This window comes from Citrobacter sp. Cu231 (assembly GCF_030332265.1).
GTDB lineage: Bacteria > Pseudomonadota > Gammaproteobacteria > Enterobacterales > Enterobacteriaceae > Citrobacter > Citrobacter meridianamericanus.
In genome coordinates, this window is the sequence record NZ_JAOWIE010000029.1 from 189992 (window position 1) to 215931 (window position 25940).

25 protein-coding genes and 1 other RNA gene are annotated in these 25940 nt (G+C 53.3%); 8 read left to right on the top strand and 18 right to left on the bottom strand.

What is annotated here, in order from left to right:
• Positions 1-74 precede the first annotated feature (74 nt).
• The gene (idi, locus tag OGY15_RS03930; RefSeq protein ID WP_286538407.1) at positions 75-623 is read left to right on the top strand and encodes an isopentenyl-diphosphate Delta-isomerase; all 549 of its coding nucleotides are present in this window, start codon (positions 75-77) and stop codon (positions 621-623) included.
• 85 nt (positions 624-708) lie between these two features.
• On the opposite strand, the gene lysS is transcribed toward idi, so the two are convergent.
• From lysS to xerD, 5 genes are all read right to left on the bottom strand, one after another.
• The gene (gene lysS, locus OGY15_RS03935; protein ID WP_005123357.1) at positions 709-2226 is read right to left on the bottom strand and encodes a lysine--tRNA ligase; all 1518 of its coding nucleotides are present in this window, start codon (positions 2224-2226) and stop codon (positions 709-711) included.
• Positions 2227-2235: 9 nt separating this feature from the next.
• Positions 2236-3334, bottom strand: a protein-coding gene (gene prfB / locus OGY15_RS03940; RefSeq protein ID WP_096878465.1) for a peptide chain release factor 2 whose coding sequence is annotated in 2 segments (ribosomal slippage) — positions 2236-3258 and positions 3260-3334 — 1098 coding nt in all. Because the reading frame shifts where the segments join, the coding sequence is not laid out codon by codon here.
• A 91-nt stretch (positions 3335-3425) separates the two neighbouring features.
• Complete coding sequence (gene recJ, locus OGY15_RS03945) at positions 3426-5159, bottom strand: single-stranded-DNA-specific exonuclease RecJ (RefSeq protein ID WP_286538409.1); 1734 nt, start codon at positions 5157-5159, stop codon at positions 3426-3428.
• Positions 5160-5164: 5 nt separating this feature from the next.
• Positions 5165-5878, bottom strand: a complete 714-nt coding sequence (dsbC, locus tag OGY15_RS03950; RefSeq protein ID WP_187258964.1) for a bifunctional protein-disulfide isomerase/oxidoreductase DsbC — start codon at positions 5876-5878, stop codon at positions 5165-5167.
• A gap of 23 nt (positions 5879-5901) precedes the next feature.
• The gene (xerD, locus tag OGY15_RS03955; protein ID WP_187253168.1) at positions 5902-6798 is read right to left on the bottom strand and encodes a site-specific tyrosine recombinase XerD; all 897 of its coding nucleotides are present in this window, start codon (positions 6796-6798) and stop codon (positions 5902-5904) included.
• Positions 6799-6911: 113 nt separating this feature from the next.
• On the opposite strand from xerD, the gene fldB reads away from it, so the two are divergent.
• Positions 6912-7433 carry a flavodoxin FldB gene (gene fldB / locus OGY15_RS03960; protein ID WP_151218318.1) on the top strand — a complete coding sequence of 174 codons (522 nt, stop codon included), beginning with the start codon at positions 6912-6914 and terminating at the stop codon, positions 7431-7433.
• 44 nt (positions 7434-7477) lie between these two features.
• Here fldB and OGY15_RS03965 read toward each other — a convergent pair whose 3' ends face one another.
• A complete protein-coding gene (locus OGY15_RS03965; RefSeq protein WP_151218319.1) occupies positions 7478-7885 on the bottom strand; it encodes a protein YgfX in 408 nt (135 codons plus the stop codon).
• Positions 7866-8132 (bottom strand): FAD assembly factor SdhE, encoded by a 267-nt coding sequence (sdhE, locus tag OGY15_RS03970; protein WP_016154349.1) that lies wholly within the window; start codon positions 8130-8132, stop codon positions 7866-7868. Before sdhE ends, OGY15_RS03965 begins: the two co-directional genes overlap by 20 nt.
• A 256-nt stretch (positions 8133-8388) precedes the next feature.
• Here sdhE and ygfZ point away from each other — a divergent pair, with 256 nt between their 5' ends.
• Positions 8389-9369 carry a tRNA-modifying protein YgfZ gene (ygfZ, locus tag OGY15_RS03975; RefSeq protein ID WP_252838622.1) on the top strand — a complete coding sequence of 327 codons (981 nt, stop codon included), beginning with the start codon at positions 8389-8391 and terminating at the stop codon, positions 9367-9369.
• A 93-nt stretch (positions 9370-9462) separates the two neighbouring features.
• On the opposite strand, the gene trhA is transcribed toward ygfZ, so the two are convergent.
• Both trhA and yqfB read right to left on the bottom strand, forming a co-directional pair.
• The gene (gene trhA / locus OGY15_RS03980) at positions 9463-10122 is read right to left on the bottom strand and encodes a PAQR family membrane homeostasis protein TrhA (protein WP_187253170.1); all 660 of its coding nucleotides are present in this window, start codon (positions 10120-10122) and stop codon (positions 9463-9465) included.
• A gap of 162 nt (positions 10123-10284) precedes the next feature.
• A complete protein-coding gene (gene yqfB / locus OGY15_RS03985; RefSeq protein WP_003026949.1) occupies positions 10285-10596 on the bottom strand; it encodes a N(4)-acetylcytidine aminohydrolase in 312 nt (103 codons plus the stop codon).
• A gap of 52 nt (positions 10597-10648) precedes the next feature.
• On the opposite strand from yqfB, the gene OGY15_RS03990 reads away from it, so the two are divergent.
• The gene (locus OGY15_RS03990; protein ID WP_252838697.1) at positions 10649-11377 is read left to right on the top strand and encodes a MurR/RpiR family transcriptional regulator; all 729 of its coding nucleotides are present in this window, start codon (positions 10649-10651) and stop codon (positions 11375-11377) included.
• A 119-nt stretch (positions 11378-11496) separates the two neighbouring features.
• Positions 11497-12930: a 6-phospho-beta-glucosidase BglA gene (gene bglA, locus OGY15_RS03995; protein ID WP_286538417.1), complete on the top strand. Its 1434-nt coding sequence runs from the start codon at positions 11497-11499 to the stop codon at positions 12928-12930.
• 41 nt (positions 12931-12971) lie between these two features.
• Here bglA and OGY15_RS04000 read toward each other — a convergent pair whose 3' ends face one another.
• The 8 genes from OGY15_RS04000 to OGY15_RS04035 all read right to left on the bottom strand — a co-directional run bounded on the left by OGY15_RS04000 (position 12972) and on the right by OGY15_RS04035 (position 23258).
• Complete coding sequence (locus OGY15_RS04000; protein WP_151218320.1) at positions 12972-13715, bottom strand: SDR family oxidoreductase; 744 nt, start codon at positions 13713-13715, stop codon at positions 12972-12974.
• 61 nt (positions 13716-13776) lie between these two features.
• Positions 13777-16650 carry an aminomethyl-transferring glycine dehydrogenase gene (gene gcvP / locus OGY15_RS04005; protein WP_187253172.1) on the bottom strand — a complete coding sequence of 958 codons (2874 nt, stop codon included), beginning with the start codon at positions 16648-16650 and terminating at the stop codon, positions 13777-13779.
• Between the two features lie 124 nt (positions 16651-16774).
• A complete protein-coding gene (gcvH, locus tag OGY15_RS04010) occupies positions 16775-17164 on the bottom strand; it encodes a glycine cleavage system protein GcvH (protein ID WP_005123344.1) in 390 nt (129 codons plus the stop codon).
• 25 nt (positions 17165-17189) lie between these two features.
• The gene (gene gcvT / locus OGY15_RS04015) at positions 17190-18284 is read right to left on the bottom strand and encodes a glycine cleavage system aminomethyltransferase GcvT (protein WP_151224304.1); all 1095 of its coding nucleotides are present in this window, start codon (positions 18282-18284) and stop codon (positions 17190-17192) included.
• A gap of 452 nt (positions 18285-18736) precedes the next feature.
• Positions 18737-19939, bottom strand: coding sequence for an FAD-dependent 2-octaprenylphenol hydroxylase (gene ubiI, locus OGY15_RS04020; protein ID WP_187253174.1), 1203 nt, complete (start codon positions 19937-19939; stop codon positions 18737-18739).
• 215 nt (positions 19940-20154) lie between these two features.
• A complete protein-coding gene (ubiH, locus tag OGY15_RS04025) occupies positions 20155-21333 on the bottom strand; it encodes a 2-octaprenyl-6-methoxyphenyl hydroxylase (RefSeq protein WP_151218323.1) in 1179 nt (392 codons plus the stop codon).
• Positions 21330-22655 carry a Xaa-Pro aminopeptidase gene (gene pepP, locus OGY15_RS04030; RefSeq protein WP_151218324.1) on the bottom strand — a complete coding sequence of 442 codons (1326 nt, stop codon included), beginning with the start codon at positions 22653-22655 and terminating at the stop codon, positions 21330-21332. The genes ubiH and pepP overlap by 4 nt, the downstream gene beginning before the upstream one ends.
• Before the next feature lie 24 nt (positions 22656-22679).
• On the bottom strand, positions 22680-23258 hold the full coding sequence (locus tag OGY15_RS04035; protein WP_286538423.1) for a YecA/YgfB family protein: 579 nt from the start codon (positions 23256-23258) through the stop codon (positions 22680-22682).
• Positions 23259-23425: 167 nt separating this feature from the next.
• On the opposite strand from OGY15_RS04035, the gene zapA reads away from it, so the two are divergent.
• From zapA to OGY15_RS04050, 3 genes are all read left to right on the top strand, one after another.
• A complete protein-coding gene (zapA, locus tag OGY15_RS04040; protein WP_003026980.1) occupies positions 23426-23755 on the top strand; it encodes a cell division protein ZapA in 330 nt (109 codons plus the stop codon).
• Between the two features lie 41 nt (positions 23756-23796).
• Positions 23797-23980: non-coding RNA, 6S RNA (ssrS, locus tag OGY15_RS04045), on the top strand.
• Positions 23981-23999: 19 nt separating this feature from the next.
• Positions 24000-24596 (top strand): 5-formyltetrahydrofolate cyclo-ligase, encoded by a 597-nt coding sequence (locus tag OGY15_RS04050; RefSeq protein ID WP_151224306.1) that lies wholly within the window; start codon positions 24000-24002, stop codon positions 24594-24596.
• Positions 24597-24647: 51 nt separating this feature from the next.
• Here the strand turns inward: OGY15_RS04050 and serA are convergent, their stop codons facing one another.
• Positions 24648-25880 (bottom strand): phosphoglycerate dehydrogenase, encoded by a 1233-nt coding sequence (serA, locus tag OGY15_RS04055; RefSeq protein ID WP_151224307.1) that lies wholly within the window; start codon positions 25878-25880, stop codon positions 24648-24650.
• Between the last annotated feature and the right edge of the window lie 60 nt (positions 25881-25940).

A 25940-nucleotide genomic window follows, 5' to 3' on the forward strand; every position in this document is an offset into this window, starting at 1 on the left:
TTTCACACCCTCAGTTAATCAATATGCCTTAATTAAGCATATAATATGGGTGCTTAAGATTGAGGGTGGACGCAATGCGACAGGAACATGTCATTTTATTGAACGAGCAGGACCAACCCTGTGGAACGCTGGAAAAGTATACGGCGCATACCGCCGCAACCCTCCTGCACTCCGCTTTCTCATGCTGGATATTTAACGAGCAAGGTCAACTGCTGGTCACCCGCCGGTCGCTGCACAAAAAAGCCTGGCCAGGCGTCTGGACCAATTCGGTTTGCGGACACCCACAGCTGGGTGAAACTACCGAAGCGGCTATTGTCCGCCGCGCTCGCTTCGAGCTGGGTGCCGATATTAGCGATCTTACACCCGTCTATCCTGATTTCCGTTATTGCGCGACAGATCCGAGTGGAATAGTGGAAAATGAAGTCTGCCCGGTTTACACCGCGCACATCGTCAGTCAGTTACAGCCGAACGCGGATGAAGTGATGGATTACCAATGGAGCAATCTTGAGGATGTTTTAAGCGGGATTGACGCGACGCCATGGGCCTTTAGCCCGTGGATAGTAATGCAGGTTGCAAATAATAAGGCGCGAGAATTGCTGCGCAAGTTTGCCAACGGGAATTGATTGCCGGATGGCGCTACGCTTACCTGGCCTACGTAACGGATCGTAGGCCGGATAATGCATCAGCCGCCATTCGGCATTTCACATCTTACTTAACCGGACGCATCGCCGGGAACAGGATCACATCGCGAATGGTGTGGCTGTTGGTGAACAGCATAACCATACGGTCGATACCAATACCCAGGCCCGCAGTCGGCGGCAGACCGTGTTCCAGAGCGGTAACGTAGTCTTCGTCGTAGAACATCGCTTCGTCATCACCCGCATCTTTAGCGTTAACCTGATCCTGGAAACGCTGCGCTTGATCTTCTGCATCGTTCAGCTCGCTGAAGCCGTTACCGATTTCACGTCCGCCGATAAAGAATTCGAAGCGATCGGTGATTTCCGGATTTTCGTCATTACGACGCGCCAGTGGAGAAACTTCTGCCGGGTACTCGGTAATGAAGGTCGGCTGAATCAGGTGCGCTTCCGCAACTTCTTCAAAAATCTCGGTCACGATACGGCCCAGACCCCAGCTCTTCTCAACTTTGATGCCGATAGATTCAGCAATCGCTTTTGCAGAATCGAAGTTATCCAGATCGGCCATATTGGTTTCCGGACGGTATTTCTGAATCGCTTCGCGCATGGTCAGTTTTTCGAACGGCTTACCGAAGTCGAAGACTTCTTCGCCGTAAGGCACTTCCGTCGTACCCAGAACGTTCTGCGCCAACGTACGGAACAGAGATTCGGTCAGTTCGATGAGATCTTTGTAGTCCGCATAAGCCATGTAGAGTTCCATCATGGTGAACTCAGGGTTATGGCGAACAGAGATGCCTTCGTTACGGAAGTTACGGTTAATTTCGAATACGCGTTCGAAGCCACCAACCACCAGACGCTTGAGGTACAGTTCCGGCGCGATACGCAGGTACATGTCCAGATCCAGCGCGTTATGATGGGTGATAAACGGACGCGCCGCCGCACCGCCAGGGATTACCTGCATCATTGGGGTTTCGACTTCCATAAAGCCGCGACCAACCATGAACTGACGGATGCCAGCCATAATCTGTGAACGCACTTTAAAGGTATTGCGGGATTCATCGTTAGAGATGAGATCCAGGTAGCGTTGACGATAGCGCGCTTCCTGATCCTGCAGACCGTGGAATTTGTCCGGCAGCGGGCGCAGCGCTTTGGTCAGCAGACGCAGCTCGGTGCAGTGGATAGACAGCTCACCGGTCTTGGTCTTGAACAACTTACCTTTCGCGCCGAGGATATCGCCCAGATCCCATTTTTTGAACTGCTCGTTGTAAACGCCTTCCGGCAGATCGTCGCGAGCAACGTACAGCTGAATGCGGCCGCCAACGTCCTGCAACGTAACGAATGATGCTTTACCCATAATACGACGGGTCATCATACGACCAGCAACGGAGACCTCAATGTTCAGCGCTTCCAGCTCTTCATTTTCTTTCGCATCGAAGTCAGCATGCAGTTGGTCTGAGGTATGATCGCGACGGAAGTCGTTCGGGAACGGGATCCCCTGCTCACGCAGGCTCGCCAGCTTCTCACGGCGCGTTTTCAGTTCATTGTTAAGGTCGGCTACCGCGTCAGCGCCCTGTACGTGTTGTTCAGACATGTTGGTTCCTCATAACCCTGCTTTCAAACTTGCTTCGATAAATTGATCCAGGCTGCCATCCAGCACCGCCTGCGTGTTGCGGGTTTCAACCCCGGTACGCAGATCTTTGATGCGGGAGTCATCAAGGACATAAGAACGAATCTGGCTACCCCAGCCGATATCTGACTTGGTGTCTTCCATCGCCTGTTTCTCGGCATTCTTCTTCTGCATTTCCAGTTCATAAAGCTTCGCTTTCATCTGCTTCATGGCCTGGTCTTTGTTCTTGTGCTGGGAACGGTCGTTCTGACACTGCGTCACAATCCCGGTCGGGATGTGGGTAATACGCACCGCAGATTCTGTACGGTTAACGTGCTGACCGCCCGCACCAGAGGCGCGATAAACGTCGATACGCAGATCCGCCGGGTTGATATCGATATCAATATCATCGTCAACTTCCGGGTAGACAAACGCCGAACTGAACGACGTATGGCGACGGCCACCTGAATCGAACGGGCTTTTACGTACCAGGCGGTGTACGCCGGTTTCAGTACGCAGCCAACCGTAAGCATACTCGCCAGCAATTCTGATGGTCACGGATTTAATACCCGCGACTTCACCTTCAGACTCTTCAATAATTTCGGTCTTAAAGCCGCGCGCTTCAGCCCAACGCAGATACATACGCATCAGCATGCTTGCCCAGTCCTGCGCTTCCGTACCGCCGGAGCCAGCCTGGATATCGAGATAGCAATCTGCGCTGTCATATTCACCGGAGAACATACGACGGAATTCCAGCTGGGCCAGCTTATCTTCCAGGGTATCGAGTTCTGCTACGGCTTCGTTAAAGGTTTCTTCGTCATCGGCTTCTACAGCCAGCTCCAGCAGGCCGGAGACATCTTCCAGGCCCTGGCTCATCTGATCGAGCGTATCAACGATGGCCTCAAGGGAGGAACGCTCTTTACCCAGCGCCTGGGCACGTTCGGGTTCGTTCCACACGTCCGGCTGTTCCAGCTCGGCGTTTACTTCTTCCAGACGCTCTTTCTTGGCATCATAGTCAAAGATACCCCCTAAGAACGTCAGAGCGCTCCGTGAGGTCCTGAATGCGGTTATTTACCGGATTAATTTCAAACATTGTCTGATTTCTTTTATTGGACTAGTCAAAATGCGGTTATAAGAGCGGGATTGTAACTAATCCACGCCCTTTTTTATAGCGATTAGTGACGCTAAAGTGGCCAGATATTGTCGATTATAATCTGCAAGCTGCGGTTGCCGCGAAACTCGTTAATATCCAGTTTGTAGGCAAGCTGAACTTCGCGAACACCGTTGTCGGGCCAGCAGGTGGTATCAACATTAAATGCAATACCGTCCAGCAGTGGGCCGCCGCCAACAGGCTCAACCATTACCTTCAGATGACGCTCACCGACCAGGCGTTGCTGAAGCAGCCGGAAATGCCCGTCAAACAGCGGTTCTGGGAACATTTGCCCCCACGGTCCGGCATCACGCAGCATTTGCGCGACCTCCATGGTCATCTCCGCTGCGCTCAGAGCACCATCTGATACCACTTCACCCTGTAGTAAGGCGGGATCCAGCCACTCGGTTACCAGTTCGCCGAAACGCTGCTGGAAACGCTCAAACTGCGCCTCTTCCAGCGACAAACCTGCTGCCATAGCGTGGCCGCCAAACTTGAGGATCATGCCAGGATAAAGGGTGTCCAGGCGCTCCAGCGCATCGCGCATGTGTAGCCCCTGAATCGAGCGTCCGGAGCCTTTGAGCGTACCGTCGCCGGCAGGCGCAAACGCAATCACCGGACGGTGGAAGCGCTCCTTAATGCGTGATGCCAGAATCCCCACCACGCCCTGATGCCACTCAGGGTGGTACATTGCCAGACCGCCCGGTAGCGTATCACTACTGCGTTCCAGCTTTTCACACAGAGTCAGCGCTTCCGTCTGCATCCCCTGCTCGATCTCTTTGCGTGTTTGGTTGAGCGCGTCCAGCTCATTGGCCAGCACGCGCGCTTCACCAATGTTGTCGCACAGTAGCAGCGCCACACCAACGGACATATCGTCCAGACGCCCCGCCGCATTCAGCCGTGGCCCGAGGGCAAAACCTAAATCGCTGGCAGCCAGTTTGAGTGGGTCGCGATTGGAAATCTCCAACAGCGCTTTAATACCCGGACGGCACTTTCCGGCACGAATACGGCTTAAGCCCTGCCACGTCAGAATGCGATTATTGGCATCCAACGGAACCACGTCGGCCACCGTGCCAAGCGCAACCAGATCGAGCAAATCCGCCAGATTCGGCGGTGCAATGCCGCGTTCATCAAACCAGCCTTTGTCACGCAAAAAGGTGCGCAGCGCCAGCATCAGGTAGAAGGCAACACCAACGCCCGCCAGCGATTTCGACGGGAATTCACAGTCGGGCAGGTTAGGGTTGATAATAGCCTCTGCGCCCGGCAGCGTGTCTCCGGGTAGATGGTGATCGGTCACCACGACCGGGATCTTCAACGTTCTGGCATGTTCAACGCCCGCGTGGGACGAAATGCCATTGTCGACAGTAACAATCAGCTGAGCGCCCCGTGCATGGACCTGATCCACCACTTCCGGGCTTAAACCATAGCCGTCTTCAAAACGATTCGGCACCAGATAGTCAACGTTGCTGCAGCCCAACGCACGCATCGCCAGGATGCTCAGCGCCGTGCTGGTCGCGCCATCGGCGTCAAAATCGCCGACCACGATGATTCGGGTTCCTTCGCGAAAGGCGTTATAGAGGATCTCAACCGCTTTTTCGACGCCATTTAAATGCTGCCACGGCAACATGCCTTTCACGCTACGCTCAAGCTCCTGCGCGCTGCGCACGCCCCGACTGGCGTACAAACGACGCAGCAGTGGTGGCAGGTCGGCAGGTAGCTCGGCGGTCTCGTCGGCTTTACGCCGACGAAGTTGTATCTGTTGTTTCACGCGAATTATTTACCGCTGGTTTGTTTGGCATGTGCGTCAAGGAATTCTTTCATCTCTTTCGGCCCCTGATAGCCAGGCACTACATAGCCATTGCTCAATACAATCGCCGGCGTACCGCTGACGCCAAACTGTACGCCCAGTGCGTAGTGGTTAGCGATGTCCACATCACAGGTCGCTGGTTTCACGCCCTTGCCAGCCATTGCATCGTCAAAGGCTTTGTTTTTATCCTTCGCACACCAGATAGACTTCATGTCCTGCTCTGCCTGGCTTTCCAGTCCCTGACGAGGGAAGGCCAGATAGCGTACGGTGATCCCTAACGCATTGTAGTCTTTCATCTCTTCATGCAGCTTGTGGCAGTAGCCACAGGTGATGTCGGTGAAAACGGTAATGACATGTTTTTCCTGCGGCGCTTTGTAGACGATCATCTCGTTTTCCAGCGCGTTCAAATGCTTCATCAGCAGTTGGTTAGTGACGTTTACCGGGCTTGCGCCGCTCACGTCGTACATTGGTCCCTGAATAATATGTTTACCGTCTTCGGTAACGTATAGTACGCCACTATTGGTCAGTACGGTTTTCATGCCCGCAACCGGAGCTGACTGAATCTCGGTACTCTGAACGCCCAGCTTCGCTAATGACTGGCGAATCGCCGCATCGTCAGCATGTACCATACCAGTAAAAGCCGTTGCCAGCAGAGTGAACATCATAAAACGTTTTTTCATAACCTATCCTTTCCTGTCAGCACTCACGCTCGCGGGTGATGCTGTTGATGTAGTTGCCGCAAGCGCTCCGTTGCGACATGAGTATAAATCTGCGTTGTCGAGAGGTCGCTATGCCCCAGCAGCATCTGCACCACGCGCAGGTCAGCGCCATGATTGAGCAGATGCGTGGCAAACGCGTGGCGCAGGACATGCGGTGACAGCTTTTCGCTATCGATTCCAGCCAACACAGCATAGTGTTTAATACGATGCCAGAAGGTTTGACGAGTCATCTGTTGCGCGCGCTGGCTGGGAAACAGCACATCAATCGATACGCCATTGAGTAACCATGGACGCCCATGCTCCAGGTACGTTTCCAGCCAGTACACCGCCTCTTCACCTAACGGGACAAGACGCTCTTTATTTCCTTTGCCGATTACCCGAACCACGCCCTGACGCAGGCTGACATCGCTCATCGTCAGCCCCACCAGTTCTGACACGCGCAGGCCCGTGGCATACAATACTTCCAGCATGGCTTTGTCGCGAAGTTCCAGCGGTTGCTCGATAAGCGGTGCCTGCAGCAGTCGTTCTACCTGCGCTTCGCTGAGATCTTTGGGCAGACGCTGTGGAAGCTTAGGTGATGCCAGCGCAGCGCTGGGGTCATCTTCGCGAAATTTCTCACGGTAAAGATGCTGAAAAAAGCGCCGTGTCGCACTGAGCAAGCGTGCAGAACTGGTGGCCTTATATCCCCCATCCATCCGCTCAGCCAGCAATGCTTGCAGGTCATCACTCTGCGCGGTCGCCAGCGAAGCACCGCGGTGATGTAACCATTCGACAAGCATGGTCAGATCGCGACGATACGCACTTAACGTATTTTCCGCCAGATTTCGTTCCAGCCACAGTGCATCAAGAAACTGCTCGATGCGCGCCAGATCCTGTTCCACTCGCACCCCTTATTCCACTCTCATTTTTGATGCATTATGCCTCATTGTGCCGAGAATGCGGCGATTCTGTTACACTACCCGCAACGCTACAGCAGAATTGAGATGTTTACGTCATGAACATGGGTCTTTTTTACGGTTCAAGCACCTGCTACACCGAAATGGCAGCGGAAAAAATCCGCGATATCCTGGGTCCCGAACTGGTGACACTGCACAACCTCAAAGATGATTCCCCGAGCTTAATGGAGCAGTATGACGTGCTCATTTTGGGCATCCCGACCTGGGATTTCGGTGAAATTCAGGAGGATTGGGAAGCAGTCTGGGCGCAACTGGACGACCTCAACCTGGAAGGCAAAATTGTTGCGCTTTACGGTATGGGCGATCAGTTGGGATACGGCGAATGGTTCCTGGATGCACTGGGTATGCTGCACGATAAACTGGTTACAAAAGGCGTTAAATTTGTGGGTTACTGGCCAACTGAAGGCTATGAATTCACCAGCGATAAACCCGTCATTGCCGATGGACAGCTGTTTGTTGGTCTGGCGCTGGATGAAACGAACCAGTACGACCTCAGCGATGAACGCATTCAGGCCTGGTGCGAGCAAATTCTTGGTGAAATGGCCGAGCACTGGTCCTGAGTTGCTGCCGACTGACGGTTAAGGTCGCAACCTTACCGTCAGTGCTACATCTGCTTCGCCTGTTGCAGTATTAACCGCCGTAAATCCCGCCATTCTGCGTCATCCATACTGTCTGCCGCCAGCCATAGATGCTGACGTTTTCCGGTATCGGAACGCAAACGCAGCATCATGCCTGTTTTTACCATCCAGGGGGCGCTAACGATAGACCACTCTTGCCCCTGCCAGCGCAGACGACCGTTCATCAACAGCCGAATCTCGCCCTGACAGGCGTTAATTCGGCGCTGGCTTCGTACGCTATCGAACACCACCAAAGACAGCAAAACCAGCCATAATGGGGTGTAACTCAATGGCCAGGGCATCAATAAAATAAATACCGCGACCAGCCCATGAATGAGCAGTGAAAGCCATTGCGCGCGCCATGAAACGCGTAAATCAGATTGCCACTGGACCACGTTCCCGATTCCGTGTCTGGATAAGTCGCACCATCTGTTCCAGCTGAGCATCAGCTGGTTTCCCATGATTCATCAACCAGTTAAACAAATCTGGATCATCACATTCTAGCAGACGAATAAAGATACGTTTTTCTTCGTCACTTAAGCTGTCGTATTCATGTTCGAAAAACGGCATGATCGAGATGTCCAGCTCGCGCATACCACGGCGGCATGCCCAATGAATACGTGCTTTGTTGTTAATATCCATGTTCTTCTCCCTGTCTCGCGAAAACGAAGTATCCGGCTATTGTAACGTGTTTTTCCCGCGCATTGACGGGAATATCAGTAATCGGAAGCTTGTTCGCGAAATAAAACCGCATTAAGTCAAAGGATTCAGCATTTTTGGATGTCTCCTCGCAAAGCTTAATATATGGCACAAATAGCCTGTTTAAACCGCTTGCAATGGGCCATAGCTCTTTTACCATTAGTCATTATCACTGCGTTAAGCAAATCAGGACATTATTATGGCTTTTACATCTTTTCCTCCTCGCCAGCCTTTCGCGTCAACGCGTTTGCCTCTGACGCTAATGACGCTCGATGACTGGGCGCTCGCCACCATCACCGGTGTCGACAGTGAGAAGTATATTCAGGGTCAGGTCACGGCGGATGTCAGCCAGATGACCGAACATCAGCACGTGTTGGCGGCACATTGTGACGCCAAAGGTAAAATGTGGAGCACCCTGCGTCTGTTCCGCCAGGGTGACGGTTTTGCCTGGGTTGAGCGCCGTAGCCTGCGCGATGCGCAGCTTACTGAACTGAAAAAATACGCGGTCTTTTCGAAAGTGGCGATTGCCCCGGACGACGAGCGCGTCCTGCTGGGCGTAGCGGGATTCCAGGCACGTGCGGCACTGGCCAATCTTTTTAGCGAATTACCGAGCAGCGATAAGCAGGTTATTACCGAAGGCTCTTCCACAATATTGTGGTTTGAACACCCAGCCGAACGCTTCTTACTAGTGACCGATACTGCCACAGCGGAAACGCTGGCAGAGAAACTGCGTGGTGAAGCGGAGTTAAATAACAGCCAACAGTGGCTGGCGCTGGATATCGAAGCGGGTATTCCTGTTATTGATTCTGCCAACAGCGCGCAGTTTATTCCGCAAGCCACCAATCTGCAGGCATTAGGCGGCATCAGCTTTAAAAAAGGGTGCTATACCGGTCAGGAAATGGTTGCCCGCGCAAAATTCCGCGGAGCCAACAAACGCGCCATGTGGACTCTGGCAGGAGCGGCCAGTCGCGTACCGGAAGCGGGTGAAGACCTGGAGCTGAAAATGGGTGAGAACTGGCGTCGTACCGGCACCATACTCGCCGCAGTGCAGCTGGCTGATGGGCAAGTGCTGGTGCAGGTTGTGATGAATAACGATATGGAAGTCGACAGCGTGTTCCGCGTTCGAGACGACGCAAAAACGCTGCATATCGTACCGCAGCCGTATTCGCTGGAAGAGTAAATGAATAATGCCTGATTGCGATGCGTCTATCAGGCATGCTGGCTTTTGTTTTGTAGGCCGGATAAGGCGCTAGCCGCCATCCGGCATCAATGATTACGCCTGACCAACGTACAGATAGATTGCCAGGAAGTGGCAAACGCTGCCGCCCAGCACAAAGCCGTGCCAGATCGCGTGGTTGTAAGGAATACGCTTACATACGTAGAAAATAACACCCAGCGAATAGACTACGCCGCCAACGGCCAGCAGCGTCACCCCCCCCACCGCCAGCTTAACCGCCAGTTGATACACCACAATCAGCGATAGCCAGCCCATTGTCAGGTAGGTCACCAGCGACAGAACCTTAAAGCGGTGCGCAATAGTCAGTTTGAATAAAATACCGATTAGCGCCAGGCTCCAGATCACAATCATCAGTCCGCGTGCCAGCGGCGAATCCAGCCCCACCAGCAGGAATGGCGTGTAGGTCCCGGCAATCAGCAGATAAATCGCGCAGTGGTCGAATTTTTTCAGCCAGACTTTCGCTCTCTGATGGGGGATCGCATGATACAAGGTTGAGGCAAGGAACAGCAGGATCATGCTGCCACCGTACAGGCTGTAGCTAGTAATGGCCATAGCGCTGGCGTTGGTATCCACTGCCTGAACCAGTAACAACACCAGTCCGACAATCCCAAACACCAGCCCGATACCATGGCTGATGCTGTTGGCTATTTCCTCTGCCAGCGAATATCCCTGCGCGATTAATGGCTTCTGAACCATAAGTTACTCCCCAGAAACGAACACTTTCGTTATTGCGCCTCTAGCGTAACTGAGAATGGTTCCAGTGAACACCTGTTAGCTAAAATAAATATCACATTAAGATTAATCATTTAAAATCATGGCGTTGCAACTATTTTTTCAACTAACAGATGTTTCTTTAAATCAAAGACATTTAAAATCAATCACATAAAATTGCGTCTGATTCGGGTAAATCTCGGCAATCACATGTTTAAGTTCTTCAAGCGTCATGTTTTCCTGCTGGGCATGTTTATCCGTTAGCGTATCCAAAGTAACAGTTGAGGTGCCAACAACCTCAATCGTGCAGAAGTAACCGTCATCTTCGAAGCGCCCAACCCGTAAAATGTCCCCGGCTTTGAAGTGTGATTCGGACTCGTCACGAATGGTGATGGTTTTGCGTCCGGCCAGAATGTCATCCTGGAAACGCTGAAAAAAAGTGATGTCATTTGGCTGCATGTTATTATTCCTTGTAGATGAAGTCTGATGAGTGAGTTTTGCCATTGTGAGTATGTTCTCCCACGCTGCCATCGCCAGTCTCAACAATCTTGAGATGCTGGTCTACAACTATGTCATCAAAAACCGTGACAAAGTCATGTACATGACCATTCGCGAGCTGGCTGATGCCGTGGGCGTTTCCACCACTACCGTACTGCGCTTTTGCCGCAAGCTTAAGTGTGAAGGTTACTCAGAATTCCGCGTACGCTTCAAATTATATTTAGAGCAGAATGAACCACAACAGGCTAATTTCGGTGCCAGCGAAATTATCAGTTTCTTTAAAGGCGTCAATAACGACGAGTTCGATAAACTGCTCGATCAGGCTGTTGATATTATATTATCTTCCGAGCGTATTATATTCGTTGGGGCGGGAACGTCTGGAGCTCTGGCGAAATATGGCGCACGTTTTTTCTCAAACGTCGGTAAATTCAGTAATCACATTGATGATCCTTATTTCCCGGTAACTAACGATATGGCCAGAAACGCGCTGGCGATCGTGCTTTCCGTGTCTGGTGAAACAGAAGAGATCCTGCGCTTTGCCAGCCAGTTTAGTCTGCACAACTGTAAGGTTCTGTCGGTCACCAGCCATGAACACTCTCGCCTGGCGAAGCTGGCAGACTTTAACCTCTCCTGGCATGTTCCACAAACACGTATTGCCGGGGTATACGATATAACCACGCAGATCCCCGTTATTTATATTCTGGAATCACTCGGGCGCAAGCTGGCGAAAATAATAGCGTAAAAAACAATGTGTTTTTTTGATGTAACAAATCACATTTACGCTATTTTGTTATACCGTGACATTTATCTTTCCTTTGTTAGACTCAAAATCAGATTGTATTAATTTGAGACTGAGCGCAGATGAAAAAACTTACCTTACCAAACGATTTTTTATGGGGCGGCGCTGTGGCGGCGCATCAGGTTGAAGGCGGCTGGAACAAAGGTGGCAAAGGTCCCAGCATTTGCGACGTGCTGACCGGTGGGGCACACGGCGTTCCGAGAGAAATTACTCAGGACGTCGTGCAGGGTAAATACTATCCCAACCACGAAGCAGTCGATTTTTACGGTCATTACAAAGAAGACATTAAGCTGTTTGCCGAGATGGGTTTCAAATGCTTCCGTACGTCAATTGCCTGGACCCGCATCTTCCCGAAAGGAGACGAAACCCAGCCAAATGAAGAAGGGTTAAAATTCTACGACGACATGTTTGATGAACTGCTGAAGTACAACATCGAACCGGTCATTACCCTCTCCCACTTCGAAATGCCACTGCATTTGGTTCAACAGTACGGTAGCTGGACCAATCGTAAAGTCGTCGATTTCTTTGTCCGTTTTGCTGAAGTCGTTTTTGAGCGCTACAAGCACAAGGTCAAATACTGGATGACCTTCAACGAGATCAACAACCAGCGTAACTGGCGCGCACCGCTGTTTGGCTATTGCTGCTCGGGCGTGGTGTATACCGAGCATGAAAACCCGGAAGAGACCATGTACCAAGTGTTGCATCACCAGTTTGTCGCCAGCGCACTGGCGGTAAAAGCGGCACGTCGCATCAATCCTGACATGAAAGTCGGCTGCATGCTGGCGATGGTCCCGCTGTATCCCTTCTCTTGTAAGCCTGAAGATATGATGTTTGCGCAAGAATCGATGCGTGAGCGCTACGTCTTCACCGATGTCCAGTTGCGCGGTTACTACCCCTCTTATGTTCTGAATGAGTGGGAGCGTCGTGAATTCAACATCAAAATGGAAGCAAACGACGAACAGATCCTGCGCGAAGGTACCTGTGACTATCTCGGTTTCAGCTACTACATGACCAACGCCGTTAAAGCGGAAGGTGGCAGCGGTGATGCGATTTCCGGCTTTGAGGGCAGCGTACCGAACCCGCACGTCAAAGCATCCGACTGGGGCTGGCAGATTGACCCCGTCGGTCTGCGCTATGCCTTATGTGAGCTGTATGAACGCTACCAGAAGCCGCTGTTTATCGTTGAAAACGGGTTTGGCGCTTATGACAAAGTAGAAGAAGACGGTAGCATCAACGACGACTATCGCATCGACTATCTGCGCGCCCACGTCGAAGAGATGATGAAAGCGGTAACGTATGATGGCGTAGACCTGATGGGCTATACGCCCTGGGGCTGCATCGACTGCGTGTCGTTTACCACCGGTCAGTACAGCAAACGCTACGGGTTTATCTACGTAAACAAACACGACGACGGCACCGGCGATATATCGCGTTCGCGGAAGAAGAGTTTTGAGTGGTATAAAGCAGTGATTGCCAGCAACGGCGAGAACCTGTGATTTTTTGCCGGATGGCGCAGCGCCATCCGGCAATCAAGTCCCTACTTACCGCCTGCCAGCTCCAGAAAACTCCCCGTAACGTAAGATGCTTTCTCGCTCAACAGCCAGGTAATCGCCTGCGCGACCTCCTCCGGTTGTCCACCGCGCTGCATAGGTAACAGCGATTTCACGCGATCGACTCTTCCCGGCTCGCCGCCTGACGCATGCATTTCAGTGTAAATCAGACCCGGCCGCACACAGTTCACGCGGATCCCCTGCGCTGCAACCTCCAGCGCCAGACCGGTAGTGAGCGTGTCCACCGCGCCTTTTGAGGCGGCGTAATCAACGTACTCGAAAGGGGCGCCTAGCCGTGAGGCCGCTGAAGAGACATTCACAATCGCCCCGCCATGACCACCATGCTTAAACGACATGCGCTTTACCGCTTCTCTACAGCACAGAAAATAGCCAGTAACATTGGTCGTCAGAACACGATTAATTCTTTCAGCGGTTAGGCTTTCCACCGTGCTCTGTTCAAACAAAATCCCGGCATTATTCACCAGGGCAGTCAGCGGCTCGCCTGCACGGTCAATAGACTCAAACATTGCTACCACCTGGCTTTCATCGCTGATATCTGCCCGTAAAGCAAACGCCTTCCCTCCAGCAGCGGCGATGCTGTTCACCACCTCCGTTGCCGCACGAATATTGTGATGAAAGTTCAACGCGACCGTGTAGCCCTCTTGCGCCAGTTGCAGTGCGGTTGCTCGACCAATGCCACGACTGCCGCCCGTCACCAATGCTATAGCCATAACGTTTCTCCCAAAAAATAAAGGCGCCGAAGCGCCTTTAAAAGATAGTCGAATCAGCAGATTACTGATATTCGCTCATCGGTACGCAGGAGCAGAACAGGTTACGGTCACCGTAAACATCATCAAGACGCTTCACGGTTGGCCAGTATTTGTTCGCCACACCCGCCGGGAAGACGGCGATTTCGCGGCTATAACCGTGGTTCCACTCCGCGACCAGCTCGTTTTGCGTGTGCGGTGAGTTAACCAGTGGGTTATCTTCCAGTGACCATTCACCCGCTTTCACACGGTCGATCTCCGCGCGAATGGCCAGCATCGCATTGATAAAGCGATCCAGTTCCACCTTGCTTTCAGATTCAGTCGGTTCCACCATCAGCGTACCCGCTACCGGGAACGACATGGTCGGTGCATGGAAACCGTAATCGATCAGACGCTTGGCAATATCCAGTTCGCTGATGCCGGTCTCTTCTTTCAGTGGGCGAATGTCGAGAATACATTCATGCGCCACGCGACCATCACGACCGGTATACAGCACCGGATAGGCATCTTTCAGACGGCTGGCAATATAGTTAGCGTTCAGGATCGCCACCTGGCTTGCCTGCTTCAGACCTTCTGCGCCCATCATACGGATGTACATCCAGCTGATTGGCAGAATAGATGCGCTACCAAACGGAGCGGCAGAAACTGCGCCCTGACGGGTCAGCATGCCTTCAATCTGCACCACGCTGTGACCCGGTACGAACGGTGCCAGGTGTGATTTCACGCCGATCGGTCCCATACCCGGGCCGCCGCCGCCGTGCGGAATGCAGAATGTTTTATGCAGGTTGAGATGTGATACGTCCGCGCCGATAAAGCCCGGCGTGGTGATCCCAACCTGAGCGTTCATGTTCGCGCCATCAAGGTAAACCTGACCGCCAAACTGGTGCACAACGTCGCACACTTCACGGATTGTTTCTTCATACACGCCGTGCGTGGATGGGTAGGTCACCATGATGCAAGAGAGGTTGTCGGCATGTTGTTCTGCTTTTGCACGCAGATCGTCTAAGTCGATGTTACCGTTCTTATCACAAGCGACCACCACCACCTGCATACCCGCCATCTGAGCGGAAGCCGGGTTAGTACCGTGAGCAGAGGCCGGGATCAGGCAGATATCACGATGGCCTTCATTACGGCTTTCGTGATAATGGCGAATCGCCAGCAGCCCCGCATACTCCCCCTGTGCGCCGGAGTTCGGCTGCATGCAGACTGCGTCATAACCGGTCAGTTTTACCAGCCACTCGGAAAGTTGGCCGATCATCTGGTGATAACCTTCTGCCTGCTCTGGAGGACAGAACGGATGAAGCTCAGCGAATTCCGGCCAGGTGATCGGGATCATCTCGGCCGCCGCGTTCAGCTTCATGGTGCAGGATCCCAGCGGGATCATCGCCTGGTTCAGCGCCAGATCTTTGCGCTCCAGCGAGTGCATGTAACGCATCATCTCGGTTTCGCTATGGTAGCGGTTGAACACCGGATGGCTGAGGATCGCATCGTCACGCAGCATACTGTCCTGAATGGAACGGCTGTCGAGCGCCACGTCTTTATCCAGCGTATCAATGTTCAGGCCGTGGCTGTCGCCCAGCAGAATATTGAGCAATTGCACAACATTTTCACGGGTAGTGGTTTCGTCGAGGGTAATACCTACCGCGTTATGAATATCGCTACGCAGATTGATTTCTGCCGCTTCGGCACGCGCCAGTACTGCAGCTTTATCGGCTACTTCAACGCACAGGGTGTCGAAGTAATGCGCATGACGCAGCTTCAATCCTTTCTGTTGCAGGCCGACTGCCAGGATATCGGTCAGGCGGTGGATGCGATTAGCAATGCGTTTCAGGCCAACCGGACCATGATAAACGGCATACAGACTGGCGATGTTGGCCAGCAGGACCTGCGAGGTACAAATGTTGGAGTTCGCTTTCTCGCGGCGGATATGCTGCTCACGAGTCTGCATCGCCATGCGCAGTGCGGTATTGCCCGCCGCATCTTTGGAGACGCCGATAATACGGCCTGGCATAGAGCGTTTGAATTCGTCTTTAGCAGCAAAAAATGCCGCGTGTGGACCGCCGTAGCCCATCGGTACGCCGAAGCGTTGTGCAGAGCCGAAAACGATGTCCGCCCCCTGTTTGCCCGGCGCAGTCAGCAGTACCAGCGCCATAAAATCGGCCGCGACGCTGACCACAACTTTGCGGGATTTCAGCTCAGTAATCAGTGCGCTGTAGTCGTGCACTTCACCGGTAGTGCCAACCTGCTGCAACAGCACGCCGAACACATCCTGATGATCCAGCGCTTTTGCCGCATCATCGACAATGACGTCAAAACCAAAGGTTTCTGCACGGGTGCGCACAACATCCAGCGTTTGCGGATGGACATCTGCGGCCACAAAGAAGCGGTTGGCGTTTTTCAGTTTGCTGACGCGTTTTGCCATCGCCATTGCTTCAGCCGCTGCGGTGGCTTCATCCAGCAGAGAGGCAGAGGCCATGTCCAGACCGGTCAGATCCAGCGTCACCTGCTGGAAGTTGAGCAGCGCTTCCAGGCGACCCTGAGACACTTCTGGCTGATACGGCGTATACGCAGTGTACCAGCCCGGGTTTTCCAGCATGTTGCGCAGGATAACCGGTGGCAACTGCACGGCGGTGTAGCCCATGCCAATGTAGGACGTGAAGCGCTTGTTACGCCCGGCGATGGCTTTTAATTCAGCCAGCGCAGCGTATTCGGTCGCCGCCTCGCCCACCTGCGGCGGGGTTGCGAGCTGAATGTCTTTCGGCACAATCTGGCCGATCAGCGCGTTTAACGACTCGGCGCCAACCGCATTCAGCATCTCTCGCTGCTGCGCGGCGTCCGGTCCGATGTGGCGTTCAATAAAAGCGCCGCTGTTTTCAAGCTGGCTTAACGTCTGTGTCATGGGCGATGGTTCCTGAAACGTGCAGTGAATCGTAGGTGTCTCTACTACCTGAATACGCGAAATAATTCGCGTTGCAGGTATGCGGGTAAGCCAACACACCTGCAACGTGAAAAATGAAGCGTATTTACTCGTCTTCTAACAATGCTTCGTATGCGGTCGCATCCAGCAGCGATTCAATTTCGCTTTCATCGCTGGCTTTGATTTTGAAAATCCAGCCCCCCGCATACGGCTCGCTGTTAACCAGTTCCGGAGAGTCGCTGAGCGCGTCGTTGACCGCAACAATCTCACCGCCTACTGGCGCATAGATATCGGAAGCCGCTTTTACGGACTCCGCAACAGCGCAGTCATCGCCCGCGCTGACGGTTGAGCCAACTTCAGGCAGGTCAACGAAAACCATGTCACCTAACAGCTCCTGAGCGTGTTCGGTGATACCAACGGTGTAGGAACCGTCAGCTTCTTTGCGCAGCCATTCGTGTTCTTTGCTGTATTTCAGTTCTGCAGGTACGTTGCTCATCAATCAATCTCCAAAAAAGGATGAATTACGCGACGGCTTTGCCGTTACGCACAAAAACAGGTTTAGTCACTTTTACCGGCATTTCGCGGTTACGAATCTGAACGATTGCGGTATCACCAATACCCGCAGGGACACGTGCCAGCGCGATGCTGTAACCCAGAGTAGGGGAGAATGTCCCGCTGGTGATAATGCCTTCCTGCTGGTTGCCGGAAGCATCAGTGAAACGCACCGGCAGTTCATTACGCAGCACGCCCTTCTCGGTCATCACCAGCCCTACCAGCTGTTCGTGGCCTTTTTCACGCTGCATTTCCAGCGCATCCCGACCGATAAAGTCGCGATCGGTCGGTTCCCACGCGATAGTCCAACCCATGTTAGCCGCCAGCGGTGAAATGCCTTCGTCCATCTCCTGACCGTACAGGTTCATGCCCGCTTCCAGACGCAGCGTGTCACGCGCCCCCAAACCACAAGGTTTTACGCCTGCTTGTACCAGCGCACGCCAGAAATCTGCCGCCTTTTCATTCGGCATAGCAATTTCATAACCTGCTTCGCCGGTATAACCGGTGGTTGCGATGAACAAGTCACCCGCCTGAACGCCGAAGAACGGCTTCATGCCTTCTACCGCATGGCGCTGCTCGTCAGTAAACAGGGTAGCGGCTTTTTCCTGCGCGTTTGGCCCCTGTACCGCAATCAGCGACAGGTCGTCACGAACGGTGATGTCGATGGCGTAAGGTTCAGCGTGTTGGGTAATCCAGGAGAGGTCTTTTTCGCGGGTGGCGGAGTTTACAACGAGGCGGAAGAAGTCTTCAGTGAAGTAATAGACAATCAGGTCATCTATCACGCCGCCCGAAGCGTTGAGCATACCGGAGTAGAGGGCTTTGCCCGTCTTCGTTAGCTTCGCGACGTCGTTTGCCAGCAGATAACGCAAGAACTCCCGGGTGCGGCTACCGCGCAGGTCGACGATGGTCATATGCGACACATCAAACATTCCGGCATCGGTGCGAACAGCATGGTGTTCATCAAGCTGAGAACCGTAGTGCAGTGGCATCATCCAGCCATGAAAATCGACCATGCGCGCGCCACATAGCGTGTGTTGTTCGTACAAAGGAGTCTGTTGAGCCATCTTTTCCTCGTTGAATAAGCGGGGCTATCAACTCTTTCGCGGTGAATTCTTCACCACGAAACCCAGCACCGCAGCCGCTCCTGGGGCTACGACGCAAACGTTCTCTTTGTCCTGAACTTACCACCGAAACAGACGCTAAACCATAAGGCAAAATTAACCATCACATTAGCTTATGACCAAAAATAGCCAAATCGCCGACAGAATAAAAACCCAAAATCATAGCGACAAATTAGAATAACAAACAAAGATAAGCTGAAATTCGCCGCATTAATCAACATTAAATGTGGAAAAAATGTCAAAAATGGCGTTATGAAAAAAACGTAATATAAAAAAAACTAATGCGAAAAAAGGCGTGGAATTAGATTATTTCAAATGAGAGAAGCATCCCGGCGCGCAGGCCGGGAGAGGAAAGTGTGACGGGTCTCAAACTCTTAAGATTGTCCTTACGGACGCTAGCGCAACCACTCAGGAAGATCGTTCAGTCCCATCGCCTGGCGGATGAGCTGTGGTTTTACACCTGGCAGGGTATCAGCCAGTTTCAGACCAATATCACGCAGCAGTTTTTTTGCCGGATTCTCGCCAGCAAACAGTTCACGAAAACCCTGCATACCAGCCAGCATCATCGCTGCACTGTGCTTACGGCTGCGCTCGTAACGGCGTAAATAGAGATACTGACCAATATCTTTGCCCTGACGCTGTAGCCGCTTAAGCTCGTCGATCAGCTCTGCCGCATCCATAAAGCCAAGGTTAACCCCCTGCCCCGCCAGCGGATGGATGGTATGCGCCGCATCCCCCACCAGCGCCAGGCGATGGGCAGCAAACTGCCGTGCGTAGCGTCCCGTCAGCGGAAACGCCTGACGTTCGCTTTCAAGGCTGCACAGCCCCAGACGATTATCAAAAGCGATATTCAGCGCCTGATTGAATTCGTCTTCGCTTGCCTGCTGCATACGTTCAGCTTCCTGCGGCGAGAGCGACCAGACGATAGAACACAGGTGCGGGTCATTGAGCGGCAGAAATGCCAGGATACCCTCACCATGAAACGCCTGACGCGCAACCGCACCGTGGGCTTCCTGCGTACGGATAGTCGCCACCAGCGCATGATGGCGGTAATCCCAGAAGGTGAGCGGAATATCCGCTTTGTTGCGCAGCCAGGAGTTAGCGCCATCGGCGCCGACTACCAGACGAGCCGTCAGCATCGCACCATCTTTCAGGGTCAGAAACGCCTCGTTCTCACCCCAGGCCACCTGCTGTAATTCAGCAGGAGCCAGCAACGTGATATCCGCTGAACGCTGCGCCTTTTGCCACAGCGCGTAATGAATCTCTGCGTTTTCGACAATGTGTCCCAAATGGCTGTAGCCCATACTCTGGTCATCAAACACAATACGGCCAAAGCTGTCTTTGTCCCAGACTTCCATGCCGTGGTAGCAGCAAGCGCGACGGGCTACAATATCGGACCAGACGCCAAGACGGGTAAGCAGTTTTTCACTGGCGGCATTAATAGCCGATACGCGAAGCTGAGGAGGTGCATCCGCCGCCAAAGGCTGCGGAACATGTTGTTCCAACACCGCAACGCGCAACCCGCTGCCCTGCAAGCCGCAGGCAACCGCCAGTCCCACCATGCCGCCACCCACAATTGCTACATCAACACTTTGCACAATCCACTCCTGATGCCTGGCTCAGCAGGCGTAATTGTTGCAGCCAGTTTGGACACGGACAGCGCGGAACAACCGAAGCGTACACGCAGTACGTGAGGATGATTCGCTTTGCTCCCCCTTCGGGCCGCCCTGAAGGGCGTTCAAAACTCTGTCGAGTTTTGTGTGAGCACTGCCCTGGTCCAAAGTGGCAAATAAAATAGCCTGCTGTGACAGGACTATCGCGCAACCCAACCGAGGGTTCGCTCCGCCAGCGCATCGCGCGCAGGGGTAAATAATTCCATCGCCATCAGCCCGACATTTCGTCCAACAACCAGCGGGGTCCAGCGATTGGCAAACAGATACACCAAATTGTTGGTCACGCCAATCGTCGTTTCGCGATCGCGTTCGCGGCGCTGCTGATAGCGTGCCAGCACCGCATAATCACCAACATCTTCCCCGCTGCTCTGCGCCTGGGTCAAGGTTTCAGCCAGGCTCATCACATCACGCAAACCAAGGTTGAAACCTTGTCCGGCAATAGGATGCAGCGTCTGGGCTGCGTTCCCTACCAGCACGGTACGATGGGTAATCGCTTTTTGCGCCGAGGTTAACGAAAGCGGATAGGCGTTGCGTTTACCTGCCTTGATAATACGCCCCAAGCGCCAGCCAAACGCGGTTTGCAGTTCACGACAAAACCGTTCGTCGGACCAGGCCAGAATCTCATCGCGCCGTTCCAGCGGATGACACCACACCAGCGAACAGCGACCGTCAGACATGGGCAACATTGCCAGCGGGCCATATTGCGTGAAACGTTCAAACGCTCGCCCGTCGTGCACAATGGAGGTCGTGACGTTGGCAATCACCGCCAGTTGCTCATAGGGCTGTTGCTGCCAGTCAACGCCGCAAGCGGTAGCCAGTGCGGAGCGCGTACCGTCGGCGGCCACCAACAGGCGACCATCAATCATCTCACCATTTTCCAGCGTTACTTCTACGCGCTCCTGCGTGCGTGACACGCTGGCTACGCGGTCGGGGCAGTGCAGCGTTACACCCGGCGCTTTACGCAGCAGCGCAAACAGACGCAGCCCGACATCGTGCAGCTCTACGACCTGCCCCAGCGCCGGAATACGGTATTCCTGCGCATCCAGCGTTACAAATCCGGCATGGCCGCGATCGCTGACGTGAACGGTTTTGATCGCCGTTGCACAATCGGCAATCGCCTGCCATATGCCAATTCGCGCCAGCTGTTGGCAGGTCCCTGCCGCCAGCGCGATCGCCCGGGCATCAAACCCTGGATGGCGATCAGTGTCGGGTGCGCTCGCTTCTATCAGATGTACCGGCAGAGTTCCATGGCTAAGCTGAGAAATGGCCAACGCCAGCGTCGCGCCAACCATACCACCGCCGACGATAATCACACTCATTGCAGTCTCGCCGCGGCCATTAAAGCTTCAATGTCATCCGCTTTCTTCACTACGCTGGCGGTCAGGTTTTCATTGCCGTCTTCGGTGATGAGGATGTCATCTTCAATACGAATGCCGATACCACGATAAGCAGGCGGTACATCGGCGTCCGGCGCGATATAGAGTCCCGGTTCAACAGTAAGCACCATTCCCGGCTCGAGAATGCGTGAGCGGTCCTGACCATAAACGCCAACGTCATGTACATCCAGACCCAGCCAATGGCTAAGACCATGCATAAAGAATGGGCGATGCGCATTTTCGGTGATCAGTTGGTCGACCTCACCGCGCAGAATGCCAAGCCTTACCAGGCCCGTAATCATGATACGCACCACTTCGCCGGTGACTTCCTGGATGGACGTCCCGGGACGATACAGGCGCAGGCTGGTCTCTAAAGATTCCAGTACGATGTCGTAGATTTCACGCTGGGCAGGAGTAAATTTGCCGTTTACCGGGAAGGTACGCGTAATGTCGCCCGCATAGCCTTTGTATTCACATCCGGCGTCAATCAGCACCAGATCGCCATCGCGCATTACACTTTCATTTTCAGTGTAATGCAGGATACAGCCGTTTTCACCGCTGCCGACAATCGTGTTATAGGATGGGTAACGCGCGCCATGGCGGGTAAATTCGTGGTGAATCTCACCTTCCAGCTGGTATTCAAACATTCCCGGACGGCATTTTTCCATCGCCCGGGTATGCGCCAGCGCGGTGATCTCTCCGGCACGGCGCATGACCGCAATTTCTTCCGCTGATTTGAACAGGCGCATTTCATGCACCATTGGGCGCCAGTCGATAATTGCGGCGGGCGCATGCAGATTTTGTCTGGAGCCTTTACGCAGTTTATCCAGTGCCGTACACACAATCTCGTCTGCCCAGGCATATTCGCCCTGTGCGTGATACACCGCGTCCAGGCCATTGAGTAACAGGTGAAGCTGTTGGTTGATTTCGCTGAAGGCCAGCGCCCGAGCAACGCCGAGTTTTGCCGGTGCGGCATCCTGGCCCAGACGACGACCAAACCAGATCTCCGCCGTCAGATCGCGAACCCGATTGAACAAAACGCTATGGTTATGAGTGTCATCGCTTTTAATCAGCACCAGCACGGCTTCAGGTTCGTTAAAACCGGTGAAGTACCAGAAATCACTGCTTTGGCGGTACGGATATTCACTGTCCGCGCTGCGCGTCGCTTCAGGCGCGGCAAAAATCAGCGCGGCGCTGCCGGGCTGCATTTGTGCCAGAAAAGCCTGGCGGCGGCGCTGGAATTCTTGCTGAGATATTTCGCTCATCACACTCTCCTTGGCGTTTTGTTCTTAATGCAGGGTCGGTTTACGGACTTCCGGCGCGGTCGGCTGCTGACGCGTAAACGTGTCATGACACAGCAAGGCGGCTACGCGCACGTATTCGATGATCTCTTCGAGCGACATTTCCAACTCTTCCTGATCTTCGTCTTCGTCATATCCCAACTGAGCGATATTGCGCAAGTCGTCAATCGCTTCCCCGGTTTCGCCTGTCACTTTGTCGAGCTTCGGCTGGGTAACGCCAAGCCCCAGCAAAAAGTGGTTTACCCACCCCGCCAGCGCATCGGCGCGATCAAACACACTGACGTCATCGCCTTCAGGCAGATAAAGATGAAAAAGGAAGCCATCGTCCTCGAGAGCATCGCTGGTGGCAGAGTGCATTTTCAGCAGTGCCTGAGCCAGCTCGTGACCAAAGGCCAGACCTTCGTTCGTCAGATCGTGCAGCAGCGGCTGCCATGAGCTGTCGTTGTTGCCACCGCAAATCATTCCGCTGATTAAGCCGTGCATTTCGGCCGGGGTTAATCCAGCCCCTTGTTGGTTCAAAAACTGGCTAACGTCGTTGTAGCCAGGCATTTCGTTCTGTATAGACATAAGCATTCGTCATCAAAGGGAGGAATATTCATGGTATGCTACCACTTTGGACCCTGGTGAACCAGAAAAGGGCTTGTATCTTAATACCAGGGTAGCTATAGTGTCGCCCCTTCGCGGACCCAAGGTCTGGAGACGAAGGCAGCGCAGTCAATCAGCAGGAAGGTGGCATGTCTGCACAACCCGTCGATATCCAAATATTTGGCCGTTCACTGCGAGTGAATTGCCCGCCTGAACAAAGGGATGCGTTGAATCAGGCTGCGGACGATCTTAATCAGCGATTGCAAGATCTGAAAGTTCGCACTAGAGTCACAAATACTGAGCAGTTGGTTTTCATCGCCGCGTTGAACATCAGCTATGAATTAACTCAGGAAAAAGCGAAGACGCGTGAGTACGCGGCGAGCATGGAACAACGTATTCGGATGCTACAACAGACCATCGAACAGGCGTTGCTTGATCAGGGTCGCATAACCGAAAAAACGGGCCAAAACTTTGAATAACACTTTTCGGTTTACTGTGGTAGAGTGACCGTGAAGACAAAATTTCTCTGAGATGTTTGCAAGCGGGCCAGTCCCCTGAGCCGATATTTCATACCACAAGAATGTGGCGCTCCATGGTTGGTGAGCATGCTCGGCCCGTCCGAGAAGCCTTAAAACTGTGACGACACATTCACCTTGAACCAAGGGTTCAAGGGTTACAGCCTGCGGCGGCATCTCGGAGATTCCCTTCTACCTGGCAACAGCCATGACGCTACTATCTGAACTCCCTTTATCACGGCAAGAAATTCGTCAACTGATTCGTCAGCGTCGACGTGCGCTTACCCCTGAGCAGCAACGACAATACGGTCAGCAAGCCGCGACCCGAATGCTCAGTTATCCCCCTGTTGTACTCGCGCATACCGTGGCGGTGTTTCTCTCGTTTGATGGCGAACTCGATACCCAGCCGCTAATAGATCAGCTGTGGCGAGCGGGCAAGCGTGTCTATCTTCCGGTGCTTCATCCCTTCAGCCCCGGTAATTTACTCTTCCTGCACTATCATCCGCACAGCGACCTGGTGACTAATCGCTTAAAAATTCAGGAACCGCGGCTTGATGTACGCGACGTATTGCCGCTATCAAAGCTGGATGTGCTGATTACACCGTTAGTGGCGTTTGATGAATACGGGCAACGCCTGGGCATGGGCGGCGGATTTTATGACCGTACGCTACAAAACTGGCAGCAGCATAAGATCCAACCCGTGGGTTACGCACATGACTGCCAGTTAGTCGAGAAGTTGCCAGTTGAAGAGTGGGATATCCCGCTGCCTGCGGTGGTGACGCCGTCCAAAATTTGGGCGTGGTAGGAAAACCGGGAACATGCCGGGCAGGCCAGCAGCCTGCCCGTTAAAAGGAAATCAGTACAGCAGACGAGCGCGAATGGTTCCCGGAAGAGATTTCATCGCCTGCAGCGCTTTCTCCGCCACATCTTCATCCGCTTCAATATCGATAACAACGTAACCTACCTGCGCGGAAGTCTGCAGATACTGCGCGGCAATGTTGACGCCCTGCTCGGCAAAAATCTGGTTCAGCGCCGTCAGTACGCCGGGACGATTTTCGTGAATGTGCATCAGACGACGGCCACCGTGCAGCGGCAGCGATACTTCCGGGAAGTTAACCGCAGACAGCGTAGAACCGTTGTCGGAATACTTGGTCAACTTACCAGCTACTTCCAGACCGATATTTTCCTGTGCTTCTAACGTTGAACCACCAATGTGCGGCGTCAGGATCACGTTGTCGAAATCACACAGCGGCGAAGTGAAAGGATCGCTGTTGGTTGCCGGTTCGGTTGGGAATACGTCGATTGCCGCCCCCGCCAGATGCTTGGTCGCTAGCGCGTCACACAGCGCAGGAATATCAACCACCGTCCCACGCGCGGCGTTAATCAGTAGCGCGCCCGGTTTCATCAGTGAAATCTCATGCGCGCCCATCAAGTTTTTGGTGGATGCATTTTCCGGCACGTGCAAACTCACCACATCGCTCATATTGAGCAGATCGGAAAGATGCTGGACCTGCGTGGCATTACCTAACGGCAGTTTATTTTCAATATCATAGAAGTAAACATGCATCCCCAGCGATTCCGCCAGAATGCCCAACTGAGTGCCAATGTGGCCATAGCCGATGATCCCCAGTTTTTTGCCACGCGCTTCAAAAGAACCGGTAGCCAGTTTATTCCACACGCCGCGATGTGCTTTGGCGTTCGCTTCGGGTACGCCGCGTAGCAGTAGTAGCAGTTCGCCAATCACCAGTTCAGCAACGGAACGCGTGTTAGAGAATGGCGCGTTAAACACAGGGATCCCGCGCTTTGCCGCAGCAGTCAGATCCACCTGGTTGGTGCCGATGCAGAAGCAGCCAATCGCAACCAGTTTCTCTGCGGCGGCAATCACATCTTCAGTCAGATGGGTACGGGATCGCAGGCCAATGAAGTGGGCATCACGGATGGACTCTTTGAGTTGTTCAGTGTCCAGAGCACCTTTGTGAAACTCGATGTTGGTATAACCTGCTGCACGAAGGCTTTCGAGCGCTTTTTGATGCACGCCTTCAACCAGCAGAAATTTAATCTTCTCTTTCTCCAGTGATACCTTTGCCATTTCCCCGACCCTGTCTTTTTTGTTCAAACTAATGTGTTGTGTGTGGGATTTTCATCCTCC

What these genes read in the sequence shown, in the direction of transcription:
- lysS (WP_005123357.1), bottom strand. Translation starts at nt 2,226, where the DNA reads ATGTCTGAACAACACGTACAGGGCGCTGACGCGGTAGCCGACCTTAAC.
- zapA (WP_003026980.1), top strand. Translation starts at nt 23,426, where the DNA reads ATGTCTGCACAACCCGTCGATATCCAAATATTTGGCCGTTCACTGCGA.
- pepP (WP_151218324.1), bottom strand. Translation starts at nt 22,655, where the DNA reads ATGAGCGAAATATCTCAGCAAGAATTCCAGCGCCGCCGCCAGGCTTTT.
- idi (WP_286538407.1), top strand. Translation starts at nt 75, where the DNA reads ATGCGACAGGAACATGTCATTTTATTGAACGAGCAGGACCAACCCTGT.
- serA (WP_151224307.1), bottom strand. Translation starts at nt 25,880, where the DNA reads ATGGCAAAGGTATCACTGGAGAAAGAGAAGATTAAATTTCTGCTGGTT.
- fldB (WP_151218318.1), top strand. Translation starts at nt 6,912, where the DNA reads ATGAACATGGGTCTTTTTTACGGTTCAAGCACCTGCTACACCGAAATG.
- gcvH (WP_005123344.1), bottom strand. Translation starts at nt 17,164, where the DNA reads ATGAGCAACGTACCTGCAGAACTGAAATACAGCAAAGAACACGAATGG.
- OGY15_RS04050 (WP_151224306.1), top strand. Translation starts at nt 24,000, where the DNA reads ATGACGCTACTATCTGAACTCCCTTTATCACGGCAAGAAATTCGTCAA.
- OGY15_RS04000 (WP_151218320.1), bottom strand. Translation starts at nt 13,715, where the DNA reads ATGGCTATAGCATTGGTGACGGGCGGCAGTCGTGGCATTGGTCGAGCA.
- yqfB (WP_003026949.1), bottom strand. Translation starts at nt 10,596, where the DNA reads ATGCAGCCAAATGACATCACTTTTTTTCAGCGTTTCCAGGATGACATT.
- gcvT (WP_151224304.1), bottom strand. Translation starts at nt 18,284, where the DNA reads ATGGCTCAACAGACTCCTTTGTACGAACAACACACGCTATGTGGCGCG.
- dsbC (WP_187258964.1), bottom strand. Translation starts at nt 5,878, where the DNA reads ATGAAAAAACGTTTTATGATGTTCACTCTGCTGGCAACGGCTTTTACT.
- gcvP (WP_187253172.1), bottom strand. Translation starts at nt 16,650, where the DNA reads ATGACACAGACGTTAAGCCAGCTTGAAAACAGCGGCGCTTTTATTGAA.
- OGY15_RS03990 (WP_252838697.1), top strand. Translation starts at nt 10,649, where the DNA reads ATGTTCTCCCACGCTGCCATCGCCAGTCTCAACAATCTTGAGATGCTG.
- OGY15_RS04035 (WP_286538423.1), bottom strand. Translation starts at nt 23,258, where the DNA reads ATGTCTATACAGAACGAAATGCCTGGCTACAACGACGTTAGCCAGTTT.
- sdhE (WP_016154349.1), bottom strand. Translation starts at nt 8,132, where the DNA reads ATGGATATTAACAACAAAGCACGTATTCATTGGGCATGCCGCCGTGGT.
- bglA (WP_286538417.1), top strand. Translation starts at nt 11,497, where the DNA reads ATGAAAAAACTTACCTTACCAAACGATTTTTTATGGGGCGGCGCTGTG.
- ubiH (WP_151218323.1), bottom strand. Translation starts at nt 21,333, where the DNA reads ATGAGTGTGATTATCGTCGGCGGTGGTATGGTTGGCGCGACGCTGGCG.
- trhA (WP_187253170.1), bottom strand. Translation starts at nt 10,122, where the DNA reads ATGGTTCAGAAGCCATTAATCGCGCAGGGATATTCGCTGGCAGAGGAA.
- ygfZ (WP_252838622.1), top strand. Translation starts at nt 8,389, where the DNA reads ATGGCTTTTACATCTTTTCCTCCTCGCCAGCCTTTCGCGTCAACGCGT.